The organism is Allobosea sp. BK604 (genome assembly GCF_004341515.1).
GTDB lineage: Bacteria > Pseudomonadota > Alphaproteobacteria > Rhizobiales > Beijerinckiaceae > Allobosea.
Window position 1 is genome coordinate 212737 of record NZ_SLZF01000004.1, and the last position, 13648, is coordinate 226384.

Annotated in this window: 10 protein-coding genes and 1 pseudogene; all 11 read right to left on the reverse strand. The window is 66.4% G+C overall.

Annotated elements, in window-relative coordinates; genetic code table 11:
- Positions 1-178: 178 nt before the first annotated feature.
- Positions 179-640 (reverse strand): annotated as a pseudogene (locus tag EV560_RS36390) (M17 family peptidase N-terminal domain-containing protein); the annotation flags it as partial.
- Between the two features lie 18 nt (positions 641-658).
- A complete protein-coding gene (locus EV560_RS14150; protein ID WP_131856425.1) occupies positions 659-1831 on the reverse strand; it encodes an efflux RND transporter periplasmic adaptor subunit in 1173 nt (390 codons plus the stop codon).
- Complete coding sequence (locus EV560_RS14155) at positions 1831-4917, reverse strand: efflux RND transporter permease subunit (RefSeq protein ID WP_131856426.1); 3087 nt, start codon at positions 4915-4917, stop codon at positions 1831-1833. Before EV560_RS14155 ends, EV560_RS14150 begins: the two co-directional genes overlap by 1 nt.
- A complete protein-coding gene (locus EV560_RS14160; RefSeq protein ID WP_248312043.1) occupies positions 4914-6050 on the reverse strand; it encodes an efflux RND transporter periplasmic adaptor subunit in 1137 nt (378 codons plus the stop codon). Before EV560_RS14160 ends, EV560_RS14155 begins: the two co-directional genes overlap by 4 nt.
- 547 nt (positions 6051-6597) lie before the next feature.
- On the reverse strand, positions 6598-7287 hold the full coding sequence (locus EV560_RS14165) for a response regulator transcription factor (protein ID WP_131856428.1): 690 nt from the start codon (positions 7285-7287) through the stop codon (positions 6598-6600).
- Complete coding sequence (locus EV560_RS14170; RefSeq protein ID WP_131856429.1) at positions 7284-7667, reverse strand: response regulator; 384 nt, start codon at positions 7665-7667, stop codon at positions 7284-7286. The genes EV560_RS14165 and EV560_RS14170 overlap by 4 nt, the downstream gene beginning before the upstream one ends.
- Positions 7664-8311 (reverse strand): response regulator transcription factor, encoded by a 648-nt coding sequence (locus tag EV560_RS14175; RefSeq protein ID WP_131856430.1) that lies wholly within the window; start codon positions 8309-8311, stop codon positions 7664-7666. The genes EV560_RS14170 and EV560_RS14175 overlap by 4 nt, the downstream gene beginning before the upstream one ends.
- Positions 8308-11235 carry an MASE1 domain-containing protein gene (locus EV560_RS14185; protein ID WP_165923462.1) on the reverse strand — a complete coding sequence of 976 codons (2928 nt, stop codon included), beginning with the start codon at positions 11233-11235 and terminating at the stop codon, positions 8308-8310. The genes EV560_RS14175 and EV560_RS14185 overlap by 4 nt, the downstream gene beginning before the upstream one ends.
- Positions 11236-11456: 221 nt before the next feature.
- Complete coding sequence (locus EV560_RS14190) at positions 11457-12224, reverse strand: SDR family oxidoreductase (protein WP_131856431.1); 768 nt, start codon at positions 12222-12224, stop codon at positions 11457-11459.
- A gap of 40 nt (positions 12225-12264) precedes the next feature.
- Entirely contained in the window at positions 12265-13026 is a 762-nt protein-coding gene (locus EV560_RS14195; RefSeq protein WP_131856432.1) for an SDR family oxidoreductase, read from the reverse strand.
- A gap of 131 nt (positions 13027-13157) precedes the next feature.
- Positions 13158-13598 carry a hypothetical protein gene (locus EV560_RS14200; RefSeq protein WP_248312044.1) on the reverse strand — a complete coding sequence of 147 codons (441 nt, stop codon included), beginning with the start codon at positions 13596-13598 and terminating at the stop codon, positions 13158-13160.
- Between the last annotated feature and the right edge of the window lie 50 nt (positions 13599-13648).

A 13648-nucleotide genomic window follows, 5' to 3' on the forward strand; every position in this document is an offset into this window, starting at 1 on the left:
AGGGGCCTGACGGCGCCGGGTCGGCCCCCTCGGCCATCGCAATCCCCTGGCGGAGCGCCTCGACGAGCTGGAGGGTCAGCGTCTGTGGGATCAGCAGCATGATCCTGCGGGCCGAGCGGCCCTCGGCTCCGGCGGGGATCGCGCCCTGGTTGGGGCGGGCGAGGATGCGTCCGGCCTGTTGCACCCGCCAGGCCACCGGGCGGCGATGCACCTTGCTCTCCGCCAGCGCCACGACCGCGTCGGCGATCCTGAGCTCGGCGAGGGCGCGGGCGGTGGCGAGCAATCCCTGGCAATAGCTGTCCTCGGACACCGCTTCGCCGTCGTCCAGGCCCACGAGCAGCAGGCGTGCCGCCGCGACACCGGACATGGGATCGATCAGCAGCGTCGCCCCCGGATTGGAGGCGAGCGTGCCCCGCTCCAGCGCAAGCGAGAGGCCGCCCTCGGACAGCTCGTCGATCCGCTTGGCCGATCCGGTCAGCGGAGTGCTGGCGCCGAGGACCAGCAGCTCGGTCTTGAGCCGCGCGGCGTCTCCGACGGCGGGAATGATCTCGATGGAATTTCTCCGCGAAGAAATCATGGGACCATGCGGCTGCTGATGAACGGGTTGCGGTCGGCCTAGGCAATCGAGGTCGCGCGCCATGCCGCGAGATCGGGGTTGTCAGGTAGGGGGCGCGCCGTTGCGGCCCTGCGGCGGTGATGCGGCCGCGGTCCGCCCGGCAGGCGCCGGCGGTGGGAGTTGCCGCACGCGCTGCCCGAGATGCAGGGCCTGGATTCCGCCGGAGACGATGATTTCGCCGGGCTCCAGCCCCTGCGAGACGATGACCTGGCCGGGATCGAAGCGCAGCACATCGACATTGCGCAGCGAGACGGTGGATTTCGCCGGATCGACCACCCAGACGGCGGGCGAGGCGCCCTGCTGGGTCAGGGCGCTGGCCGGGATCGAGACGATCGAGTCGGAGGTCAGCTCCAGCGTCCCGACCACGGTCGAGCCGAGCCGCATGGCCTCCGGCGGATCCTGCAGGCCGACCCTGACCTGGAAGGTCCGGGTGACCGGGTCAGCCTGCGGCGCGATCTCGCGAACCCGGCCGAGCGCGGTGACCGTCGCGGCGTCTGCGAGGGCGACCCGGATCGTGCTATCGCCGGCCTGCGTCTCCAGCAGCCGTGCCGGCACGTTGAATACCGCATCGCGGCCATCCTCGCGCGCAAGCTGGACCACGACTTGCCCGGGCTGCACGACCTCGCCGGGCTCGACATTGCGGGCGGTGACGATGCCGGCGACGCCGGAACGCAACTCCGTGAAGCCGAGCCGATCCTGCGCCAGCTCAAGCTGCGCCTCGGCATTCTCGAGCTGGGCCTGCGCCGTCTCCTGCGCCTTGAGCGCCTGGTCGAAGCGCGGCCGGGTGGTGAAGCCCTGCGCCATCAGCCGCTCCTGGCGCGCAAACGTGTTGCGCGCGGTGTCGACCTCGCCGCGGGCGGCTTCGAGCGTGGCCTTGGCGGCGGTCACCGCGTTCTGCTCGAGTGTCGGGGCGAGCCGGGCGATGACCTGCCCGGCTGTGACGCGATCCCCGACATTGACGGGGCGTTCCGCGACGCGTCCGCCGATGCGGAAGGCGAGCCCGACATTCTTCTCGGCCTGGATCTCGCCGCTGAGCTGGACATCGTTGGCGAGCTTGCCGGCTTCGACCGTCACGACACGGACGGGCCGCGCCTCCGCGGTCCTGGCCTTCTCGTTCTGGCAGGCGGCCAGTGTCAGGAAAAGCGCAATGGCCGCCGCGCTCCGGGCGAGATCCCTGCAGATCGACGAAGGCCGCTTCGTTGCAAGATGCAGCATCACGCAGAAACTCCCGCAACGGCTTTGGCACGGGCTCCCGGTTTCTTCGGCGCAGGCGAGTTGCGGCCGAAGACGGCAACGTAGAGAACCGGCAGCAGCACGAGGGTGAGCACCGTCGCGACCAGCAGGCCGCCCATGATCGCGAGCGCCATCGGGCCCCAGAACACCGTCGGCGCGATCGGGATCATGCCCAGCACCGTCGAGACCGCGGTCAGCATGATCGGCCGGAAGCGCGTGCCGGCTGCGTCGATCGCCGCCTCGACGACGCCCTTGCCGGTTTCCCGCTCGGCCTCGATCTGGCCGACCAGGATCACCGCGTTCTTGGTGATGATGCCGATCAGGGCGAGGATGCCGAGCAGGGCGACGAAGCCGAGCGGCTTGCCCGAGATGAGCAGGGCGCCGACGACGCCGATCAGCCCGAGCGGCGCGATGCTGAGCACGATGGCGAGCCGCCTGAAGCTGCGCAACTGCGCCATCAGCACGGTGAACATGATCAGCAGCATCACCGGCACCACCGCGATGACCGAGGCCTGTGATGTCGCGCTTTCCTCGACGGTTCCGCCAGTGGCGATGCCATAGGCCGGCGGCAGCGTCTTCCTCAGCGCGTCGATGGAAGGCTGCAGCGCGTTGACGACGGTCTCCGGCAGCGTTCCGGGCGCGACATCGGCGGCGACGGTCAGGTTTGGCACCCGGTCGCGCCGCCAGATCAGCGGCGCGTCGAGCCCGTAGCTGAAGGTGACGAATTGCGACAGCGGCACCGAGCGCCCGCCGGGCAGGGCGACCTGCATCGTCCTCAACGTCTCCAGCGAGGCGCGGTCGGCATCCTGGGCGCGCACGACGACGTCGACGAGGTAGATGTCGTCGCGCACCTGCGTCACCACCGTGCCGGAGACGACTGCGTTGAGGATTGTCGCCAGGGCCTGCGAGCTGAGGCCAAGGCGGCGCGCCTCGTCCTGGTCGACCCGCAGGCGCAATTCGCGCGCCGGTTCGATCCAGTCGAAATTGACCTGCTCGGCCTTCGGATTGGCCGCGATGACCTGCGCGAGCTTCATCGCGATCGAGCGGACCTCGGCGATATCAGGCCCGGTGACGCGGTACTGCACCGGCCAGCCGACGGGCGGCCCGAGCTCGAGCGGATAGACGCGGCCGACCACGTTCGGGAACTGGTTGGCCAGGAGCGCCTCGAGCTTGACCTGCAGCCGCTCGCGGGCCGCGACATCCTTGGCGACGATCACCGCCTGGCTGAAGAAGTCGTTGGGCAGCTGCGCATTCAGCGGCAGGTAGAAGCGAATGGCGCCGCGACCGATATAGGTGCTCCAGCGCTCGACATCGGGATCGCCCTTCAGCGCCGCGTCGAAGCGCGTCGCCATCTGCTCGCTGGCATAGATCGAGGCGTTCTGCGGCAGCTTGAGATCGACCAGCAGTTCGGGCCGGTCGGAGGCCGGGAAGAACTGCCGCGGCACCAGCGGCAGCGCCAGCACGGATGCGGCGAAGAGGGCCAGCGTCACGGCGATCGTGATCCAGCGCAGCCTGATCGCGGTCGAGAGCAGGCTCCTGAAGGTCCGCTCGACACGTCCGGGACCGGCATTGGCCGATCTGGCATCCGGCGCCTTCAGCATGGCGACGCCGAGCACCGGCGCGAAGATCACCGCCACGAACCAGGACACGACCAGCGCGATGCTGACCACGGCGAAGAGCGTGAACGTGTACTCGCCGGCGCCGCTCGCCGCGAAGCCGATCGGCACGAAGCCGGCTATGGTCACCAGCGTGCCGGCGAACATCGCCATCGCGTATTTCTTGAAGGCGTAGGTTGCCGCCTTGGTCTTCTCCTCGCCGGCCGCGAGACGCGTCACCATCGCATCGGTCGTGGTCATGGCGTCGTCGACGAGCAATGCGAGCGCGATGATCAGCGCGCCGAGCGAGATGCGCTGCATGTCGATGCCGCTGACCAGCATCCCTGCAAAGACGATGGCGAGCGTCAGCGGGATCGACAGGGCGACGACGAGGCCGGGGCGCACCCCGAGGCTGATGAAGCTCACCACCAGGATGATCGCGACCGACTGGTAGAGCGAGCTCATGAAGTCGGCGATGGCATGGTCGACCGTCACGGCCTGGTCGGCGACGAGCCGGGGCTCGATGCCGAGCGGCAATTCGGCGGTGACCTCCGCCATGACCTTGGTGATGCTGCGGCCGAGCGCCAGGATGTCGCCGCCGTCGCGCATCGCGATGCCCAGCCCGATCGCATCCTGGCCATTGACCCGGAACATCGGCTGCGGCGGGTCGGCCTGGCCGCGGCGCACCGTGGCGATATCGGCGAGCCGGACCATGCGGTCTCCGACCGGGAAATTGACGTTGAGAAGGTCGGCCTCGGATTGGAAGGCGCCGGAGACGCGCAGCGAGAGCCGCTCGTCCTGCGTCTGGATGATGCCGGCCGGGCGCACCACGTTCTGGCTCTGCAGGGCGCCCAGCAACGCGTTGCGATCGATGCCGAGATTGGCGAGTTCCCTGACCGAGAACTCGACGAAGATGCGCTCGTCCTGCGCGCCGATGATCTCGATCTTCGAGACGTCGGGGACGAGCAGCAGGCGGGACCTGATCGCCTCGACATGATCGCGCAATTCGCGGCTGGTGAAGCCGTCGGCGGTGAAGCCGTAGATGATGCCGAACGTGTCGCCGAACCGGTCGTTGAAGAACGGCCCGAGCGTTCCCGTCGGCAAGGTGTGGCGCATGTCGGCGACGAGATTGCGGACCCTGTACCAGGTGTCCTGCACGTCGCGCGCCGGGATGGACTCCTTCAAGTCGACGAAGATCGTGGTCACGCCCGGCGTCGTGTAGCTGCGCACGGTGTCGAGGCCCGGCGTCTCCTCAAGCTGGCGTTCGAGCCGCTCGGTGACCTGGGTCAGCGTGTCCTCCATGGTCGCGCCCGGCCAGGCGGCGGAGACCACCATCGACTTGATGACGAAGGACGGATCCTCGTTGCGGCCGAGTCGGAGGAAGGCGAGCACGCCGGCCGCCACCGCGATGATCATCAGGTAGATGACGACCGAGCGGCTCCTGAGCGCCCATTCCGACAGGTTGAAGCTCATCGTGGTTCCGTTCCGGTCAGGCGGACATGCTGGCCTTCCCGCAGAAGGCTGGCGCCGGCCGTGACGACGATGTCGCCAAGCGCGAGACCTTTCTGGATGAGGGCTCCGGCGGGGTCGGAGCTGAGCACGTCGAGCTTGCGCATTGATACGGTGAGGGTTTTCGGATCGACGATCCAGACGCCCGTGTCCTGCCCGCGCCGCGTCAGGGCCGTCGCAGGGATGGCGATCCCGGAGGTCTCGCCGCCGCGGATCGTGCCCGAGACCGCCGTGCCCAGGCGGAACGATGGTGGTGGCTCGGACAGGCCGACCCTGACCCGGAAGGTCCGCGTCACAGGGTCGGCCTGCGGCGCGACCTCGCGAACCCGGCCGCTGACGGTGACGTTCGGGTCGCCGGAGAGGGCGACATAGACGCGCGCGTCGGGCGGCAATGTGCGCACCGCATCGGCGGGCACTTCGAACACGGCATCGCGCCCCTCGCGCCGGGCGAGCTGCACGATCATGCGGCCGGCGGCAACGACTTCGCCGGGCTCGGCCCCGATGCCGGTGACCAGGCCCGGTGCGTCAGCCTTCAGCGTCGTGAAGCCGACGACATCCTCGGCCGAGCGGACGCGCGCCTGGGCCGCATCGACCTGGGCCTGCGCGGCGGTGCGCCCTTGCTCGGCGGCCTCGAAATCCGCCCGCGTCGTCACATTGCGCTCGAGCAGGTGGCTCTGGCGCTGAAGCTGGTTCTCCGCCTTGCGCAGCGCGCCCTGGGCGGTGACGAGCGCGGCCCGCGCCGAGCGCAGCTCGTTGAGTTCATTCTCCGGATCGAGACGAGCGACGATGTCGCCCTCGCGCACGTTCGCGCCGACGCCGACCATCCGTTCCGCCAGCCGTCCGCCGATGCGGAAGGACAGCGCCGCCTGATCCTGGGCCTCGATATGGCCGGTGAAGCTGACATCGGCGCCCTGTCGCGGCGGCTCGACGGTGATGGTCCGGACGATCCGGATGGGCGGAGGCGCCTGCGCCTCCTCGCGGTTGCAGGCCGCGACCGAGACGGCGATGGCGGCAAGCGCAGCCGCAATCCGATATCGCCCAAGTTTGGTGAGCCGGGGCGCGCTCCTGCCGGCGATCTTCGTGAGGTCCGCCGACACGGCCCGAAGAGCCTTGGAGCCGGTCAAGCCGCTGCTGCGAAATGCTTTTTCTCGCGGGCCTTCCGGACACATCACGCTCTTCCTCGGGCGACCGTCGCCATGGAAGCTCGGGCGCAAGCGGGTTTCGTCGCACCAGGCTCCTCAAATGGTGACGGACGCTACCAACAGCGCGGGACAGGTGGATGAGCACAGAATCCCAATTCTGCGCTGCTCATCCCAAACTTGCCGTGTCCAGCAAAGGCCGGAGTGTCGGTCAGGGCCGTCGCGGGCGTGATGCGTGCGCTGTCTGGGTTCGATGGCGCGTTGGACGATTGTCCCGGCAAGAGGCGATCCGTTGGGGCGTCATTCCACCCCATCCCCTAAGGTCTGTCCTCATATTGGCGGGTGCCGTGATCGAGCCATTTTCGCCCGCCCCCGAAGGGGCGCGGGCCTTTTTCCCGGCTGGTGCGTCGCGCGGCCTTGCAAACCGGGCGGTTTGCTGCCGCCACGCTCCTGCTGCAGGACAAAATGCCTCGCGTCACGGTACCCTCCAATATGAGGACAGACCCTAGGCTGGACGCGCCTCACGGATATCGGCTGGAAGCGCTTCCCAGGTGCGGATCAGTTCCCCGAGCGAGCTCGCGTGCATTTTCCGCATCGCATTGCTGCGGTGGAGTTTGACGGTGACCTCGCTGATGCCGAAATCGAATGCGATCTGCTTGTTAAGGCGTCCGCGCGCGACCTCATGCAGGACCTCGCGCTCGCGCGGCGTCAAGGTCTCGAGATATGCGAGGCTACGCTTTGCGACCGCTGCCTCGGCGCGCTGCGCGGCATCCACCGCAATCGCGGCGGTCACGGCGTCGAGCAAAGTCTGGTCCCTCACCGGCTTGGTGAGGAAATCCATGGCGCCGGCCTTCATCGCCTGGACCGTCATGGGGATGTCCCCATGTCCGGTCAGGAAGATGATCGGCTTGCGATTGCCGCGTTGAACGAGCTGATGCTGCAGTTGGAGCCCGCTCGCTCCCGGCATGCGCACGTCGAGGATCAGGCAGCCGGGGCTGTCCAGGATGTCGGCTGCCAAGAGTTCGCAGGTCGAAGGGAAGCTGACCGATCGGAAGCCCACCGACAGGATCAACTCCGAGAGCCCCTCGCGAACAGCCGCATCGTCGTCGACAATGATGACCAGCGGCTCTGTTTCGGGTGCCCGCTGGGTTGGGGAAGGCTCGGATCGTCGTAGATCAGGCTGGCCAGCCTTCATGTTCGCCCTCCATGTTTCGATTCCGGCAAGGCGTCGCCGATAGCCGCCAGGAGAAGCTGCCCGTCGAAGGGCTTGCGGAAGAATCCGCTGATTCCCTGGGCTCGGCTTTGATCGGCAATTTCGTGGCGGCCCGTGATCATGAACACCGGCAGACCCGGACGCGACTTTATCACCAGGTCGCGAAGCTCAAAACCGTCCATGTCGGGCATGCCGATATCGGTGATCAGCGCGTCAAAGCCCGACAGGCCGTTGACGAGGAACAAATGAGCCGAGGAGAAGGTACGGGCGGCGTAGCCGGCGGATTCCAAGAGGTCTTCAAGAGATTCAAGCAACCTTGGATCGTCATCGACAACGGCCACGACGGGTCTGCGCTTCGTCACGCTCGGCTCCCTCCCGCTCGACGCGAATGAGTGATCGGGATGTCCAATTTCTCTGCGATCCGGACGAGGTCGGCGAGCGAGGCGGCAGCCATTTTCTGCATCACATTCCTTCTATGAATCTGCAGGGTGACCTCGCTGATGCCCAGCTGGGCGGCCGCCTGCTTGTTGAGAAGACCGCTCACCACCAGCGGCAGCACCTCGCGTTCGCGCGGTGTCAGGTCGAGATAGCGCTGCTTCAGCGCGTCCAGACCGGCACGCTCCGATCGTCTTCCCCGATCCTGCGCGATTGCCGCGGTGATCGCCGCCAGAAGGTCCGCGTCACTGAACGGCTTCGTCAGGAAATCCACGGCGCCGTGCTTGATGGCCTGGACGGACGAGGGGATGTCGCCATGCCCGGTTATGAAGATGATCGGCGGATGGTCGCCGGTCGCGATCTGGCGCTGCAGCTCGAGGCCATTGATGTCCGGCAGCTCGACATCAAGGATGAGACAGGCCGGGACCTGCGGCTTGTCCGCATTGATGTAGTCGCCGGCCGAGCCGAATGCTTCCGTGCGCATGCCATGTGACGCCAGCAACTCGCCGAGCGCTTCTCGAATGCGTTCGTCGTCGTCGACGATGAAGACGATATGGTCATGCGCAGTCATGTCGACCTGTTCATTTCAACCGGTAATGTGAAGGCGAACATCGCTCCGTAGGGCTCGTTCTTGTCGGCCCATAGCCGTCCGCCATGGGCCTCGACGATCGAACGGCAGATCGCGAGCCCCATGCCCATGCCGTTCCCCTTCGTGGTGAAGAACGGCTCGAATATCCTGTCGGAGAACGCGACGCCGGGACCCTGGTCGGTGATCTCGGTCTGCACGACATCGCCGAGCCGCCGCGTGCGAATGCCGAGAAGCCTGTCATTGGCGGCGGCATCCATCGCTTCCATGCCGTTGCGGATGAGGTTTACCAGCACCTGCTGGATCTGCACCCGGTCGAGCGAGACGAGCGGAAGATCGCTTTCGACATCGACATCCAGGCGAATGCGACGCCGCGCCGTCTCTTCGGCCATGAGGTTGAGCGCTTCGGCGATGACGCTGTCGAGCGGCATGCTCGTCCTCGTCTCTGCGGATTGCTTGAACAAGGCGCGGATGCGGCTCACCACGTCGGCGGCAGAGTTGGCGTCGCGGATGATGCGCTCCACGGTCTTTTGCGCGCGGTCCAGGTTCGGCGGCTCAGCCGTGAGCCAGCGCTGGCAGGCATGCGAGTTCGCCACGATGGCGGCGAGCGGCTGGTTCACCTCGTGCGCGACGGATGCGGAGAGCTCGGCGAGGCTGGCGGCCTGGCTTGCCCGTGCAAGCGTCTCCTGCGCCAGTCGCAGCTTGTCGTGTAGCCGCGCTTCGGTGATCGCCAGCGACGCCATCTGCGCGAGCTGGACGGCTATTCCCTCGTCCTCGGCGGTGAATTCACCCTGATCCTTGTCCGATAGTTGCAGCAGGCCGATATTCTGGCCGTTGCTGTCGATGAGCGGGGCCGCAAGCCAGCCGCGCAATGGGGGATGCTGGTCGGCATGCCCGCCATATCCGCGCCACGCCGGATGGTCCTTAAGCTCCGCCTCGGTCAGCCGCAGCGAGCGGTTCAAGTTGCAAACCAGACCATAGATGCCCGAGCCGTCGGGCTTGGCGTCGAAGCCGCGATAGGCCGCATATTTCTGTGACAGCGACACAGCCTGGATGGCCTGCGCCCAGCGCTGGTCGACGGTCGTCCCGATCACAGCCATATGCGCCCCAATGATCTCACGCGCACGATCGGTGATGGTACGCAGTACCTCGTCGAGCGATCGGCAGGCGTTCAGGGCGATCGCCGTTATCGCCAGCCCCCGCAGCGCTTCTTCGGCGCGCATCTGATCGTCTATGTCGTGAGCGAGGCCATACCACTGGACGATATGTCCGCTCTCATCGCGCAGCGGCTCCGCGCGGGCCGACACCCAGCGATAGAGGCCGTCGGCGCGTCGCAGGCGGTACTGCATGGAGAAGTGCTCGCCGCTGACAAGGCAGCGGTTCAGCGTCTGGATCATGCCCGCGGCGTCGTCAGGATGGATGATGGCCGTCAGCGTCGCCTTCAGGCGGCTGGCGCCCGGCTTGTCGTAATCCGCAACGTCGAGGCCGAGAAAATCGATCGTGCGCTTGTTGAAGAAGTTGGGCTCTCCATTCGGGCTCAGCCGCCAAAGGAGACTCGGAACCATGTCCACGAGCTGTGAGAGCTCTCGCTCCCTGTCGCGCAAATCCTCCTGCGCCCTCATCTCATCGTCGACATCGATGGAAATCGCGTACCATTGCATGATCGCACCGTGCTGGTCGCGCACCGCTTCGCCGCGGCCATCGACCCAGCGATACGCGCCATCCGCGCGGCGCATCCGATACTTCATGGCGAAGGACTCGCCAGTTGCGAGGGAGGTGTGGACAGTCGCCAGCAGGCGCGGTGCATCGTCAGGATGGACGAGCGTCTGTATCGCCGCCGCCAGCCGGTTCATGTCCGGCTTGTCCAGTTGCGCGATGTCGCTCATGCCGAAGAAATCCAGCAGGCGCTTGTTGAAAAAGGTCGGCTTGCCTTCGGGGGTCAGGCGTCTGATGTGAACGGGAACCATATCCACCAGCTGCGAGAGCTCCTGCTCGCGATCGCGCAGTGCGAGCAGCGCCTGCTGGTGCTGCCGGGATATGGCGGCGACGATCAGTGCAGAGAATGCTGAGATGGCCAGAAAGAGCTGCAGCATGACCTGCTTCTGCCTCTGGGTCTCGGGATCGCCGACAAACTGGCTGCCACCGGATATCGTGAGCGTCATCGTGACGAGGGCAAGAAGGGTCAGCGCGACGGCGACACCCTTGAACTCGAAGCGCACCGCGGCCCACAGAATGGGCGGCATGATGATGTACGCGGAGAGCAGGAAGTCGTGCTTCAGGGACAGCGCGGCGAGGCCCAGGAAGATCAACCCGAGGCTGCCCGCCTCCACCCACCGGACGGCGGAGAACTTGGTCCTGTTGCGCCAATGCTGGATCACGACCAGCGCCAGCGGCGCCACGAGCAGGATGCCGGTGGCGTCGCCGATCCAGAATAGCGGCCACACCCCCGCGAAGGTCTGGGATTTGACGCCGAACCAGGCAAGCGTGGCGCTTCCCACCGTGGCGCTCATCAGTGGTGCGACCCCGGCGCCCAGGACGACGAATGCGAGAACCTCCCGCAAGGTTTCCAGCCGAACCGGACGTCCAAATGCACGGTTCACGAGCGTCGCGCCGACAATCGCGCAAAGGGCGTTGCCGACATAGATGAGAAAGCCTGCGAGCGGCGGGCTGTGGAACCACAGGATCTGCCCCGTCATCTCGGCCAGGCAGCCGGCCAGCACCCACCAAGGCCAGCTATACGGGGAGGTGAGGATGAGCGTCGCGATGAAAACCCCGGCCGGTGGCCAAATCGAGACCGTTATCCCGGGGACGATTGCGAGCGCCTGGGCGAAGCCGCATCCGAGGACATAGGCCGCGAAGAAAAGCGCCAGATGCAAGATTTGGGGGCGGTGCGACCAGACGTCCATCATCGGCTGCTCCAACCGGGTACGGCCCACCTTAATCCCGCTATGGTTGAACCGCATCTCATGGAAATCCATGAGATGCGGTCAGGCGGTCCTCAGGGATGATGTTGCCCAGGTTAGCCGAACTTTCCGCAGTCGACATGATGGCTGCTACCGCGACCACTCCGCCGCGCCGGAAGCTGGGACGCGGAGCGCGCCCGCTTTTCGAGATTCGCCGCCGTGAGCCTTCAATTCGCTGGCGCCAGGACCTGGGCGACGTAGCGCCGAAGCCAGTCCTCGAAGCGCGTCGGCGCAAAGCGCGGATGGTCGCCCGGGATCAGGGTGTCATCGCGCAGGATCGCTCCGAAATACGGAGCCTGAGCATCGGCGATGACCAGTCGGGGATCGCCATTCGCCGCCAGGATCTGCTGGGCGAGCTCGTCGAGGCGAAATCGGTCCGGACCGACGATCTCGAGCTCGCGGTTCTGGGCCTGCCCCAGCACGACGTCGCGAAGCGCCAGGGCGACATCGTCTCCGGCGATGGGCTGGACCAGGGCGGGGGAAATGCGGAGCGTGTCGCCGTCGGAGCCCGCTTCGACGATCCCGTTGATATACTCGTAGAAGGGCGTCGATCGCAGGATCGTGTAGGGCAGGTTCGAAGCCCTGATCAGGTTCTCCTGAAGCATCTTAGCCCTGAAATATCCGCTTTCCGGAAGACGCTCGGTTCCGACGGCGGACAGCGCGACGTGATGTTGCACGCCGGCCGCCTTCGCCGCAGCCATCAGATTGCAGCCGGAGGCCTCGAAGAAGGCCGAGGCGACCATCTTCTCCAGCGACGGTGAATTCGAGACATCGACGACGACCTGTGCGCCGGCCAGGGCATCGGCCAGGCCCTCGCCGGTGATGGTGTCGACGCCTGTCGAGCGCGAGGCGATGACCACCTCGTGATTGCGCTCGAGCAGGGGAACGAGCTTCGACCCGATCAGGCCGGTGCCGCCCACGACGACGATCTTCATGGTCCTTACTCCTGTTGCAATCGCAGCGTCCCGGTTTGCGTCAGGCCGTCTTCTTGAGGGCGGCCCGCTGGACCCAATCTTCGAAACGGGTGGTGCCGATGCGCGCGCCTTCGCCGGGAACGAGCGAGCGGTCGTTCAGCAGGGCGCCGAAATAGCGGGCATTCGGGTCGGTCACGACCTGGCGCGCGTCGCCGGTGACCGCGAGGAAGCGCCGCACCAGCGCATCGAGTTGGAAGCGATCCGGACCGGCGACCTCGACCATGCCGTTGACCGGTGCGCCGAGCGTGACCGCGGCGAGCGCCTGCGCAACATCGTCGGAGATGATCGGCTGGATCGCAGCCGAGGACAGGCGAACCGTCTGGCCTTCGGTCGCAGCTTGCGCGATCGCGCCCATGAAATCGGCGAACTGGGTCGACCTGAGGATCGAGTAAGGCGTCCTCGATGCCCTGATCAGGTTCTCCTGGGCCATCTTGCCGCGGAAATAGCCGCTTTCGAGCAGGCGGTCCGTGCCGACCACCGACAGGGCAACATGGTGCGCGACGCCGGCGGCAGCCTCGGTGGCGAGAAGATTGCGGCCCGAGGTCTCGAAGAACTCGAGCACCGCCTTGTCCTCGAACGAGGGCGAGTTCGCCACATCGACGACGATCTGCGCACCCGTCAGGGCCTCGGCGAGCCCTTCGCCCGTGATGGTGTTGACGCCGGAATTCGGCGAGGCGGCCAGGACGTCATGCCCTTTCTGGTTGAGAATGCTGACCAGTTTCGAGCCGATCAGGCCGGTACCACCGATGACGACGATTCTCATGGACTTGACCTTTCCATCTGGCGGCCGACGCGGGTTGCGCGGCCAATCGGTTGATGTGAAGCGAGGGGAGGCGACTCGGCTTGACCGAGATTCGGCTTGGCCAAGATTCGGATTGGCGAAGAGAGGCCGGCTCAGGCGAGGGCAAGCTTCTGCGCGCGTGAGCGACGGATTGCCCAGAGGGTGAGCAGGATCCCGAAGAGCGCCGGCATCGTCACGGCCGGGAAATCACGCGGGATGACCGAGGGAGCGCAGATGCCGACCGCGACTTCCCAGAAATGGAAGAGCGCATGGGCGCTGAGCCAAACGGTCGCAGCGGCCCAAAGGCCGATGCGGCGCTCCGGGTTCACGAAGCCGAGCCCGAAGGCCACGCCGAGGAAGAGCTGGATCATCCCGATATCGCGGATGAAGTGCTGGTTGAAGAAACCGGTATCGGTCACGCCGGGTACCAGCTCATACCAGGCCAGCGGATCGATCAGCATGAAGAGGCCGTTCAGGAGGAGAAACCCTCCGTTGAAGATCACCATTGCGATGACTGCCGCCGCGACAGCCCGGTTTTCCCTGCTGAAATCCATGATCAGTCCCTCACGTGATTGAAGTGGAGCCAGGCGATGCCCGGGGGGCC

Coding starts and splice junctions, on each gene's coding strand:
- EV560_RS14195 (WP_131856432.1), bottom strand. CDS start 13,026: ATGAGAATCGTCGTCATCGGTGGTACCGGCCTGATCGGCTCGAAACTG.
- EV560_RS14150 (WP_131856425.1), bottom strand. CDS start 1,831: ATGCTGCATCTTGCAACGAAGCGGCCTTCGTCGATCTGCAGGGATCTC.
- EV560_RS14155 (WP_131856426.1), bottom strand. CDS start 4,917: ATGAGCTTCAACCTGTCGGAATGGGCGCTCAGGAGCCGCTCGGTCGTC.
- EV560_RS14165 (WP_131856428.1), bottom strand. CDS start 7,287: ATGAAGGCTGGCCAGCCTGATCTACGACGATCCGAGCCTTCCCCAACC.
- EV560_RS14175 (WP_131856430.1), bottom strand. CDS start 8,311: ATGACTGCGCATGACCATATCGTCTTCATCGTCGACGACGACGAACGC.
- EV560_RS14200 (WP_248312044.1), bottom strand. CDS start 13,598: ATGGATTTCAGCAGGGAAAACCGGGCTGTCGCGGCGGCAGTCATCGCA.
- EV560_RS14190 (WP_131856431.1), bottom strand. CDS start 12,224: ATGAAGATCGTCGTCGTGGGCGGCACCGGCCTGATCGGGTCGAAGCTC.
- EV560_RS14185 (WP_165923462.1), bottom strand. CDS start 11,235: ATGATGGACGTCTGGTCGCACCGCCCCCAAATCTTGCATCTGGCGCTT.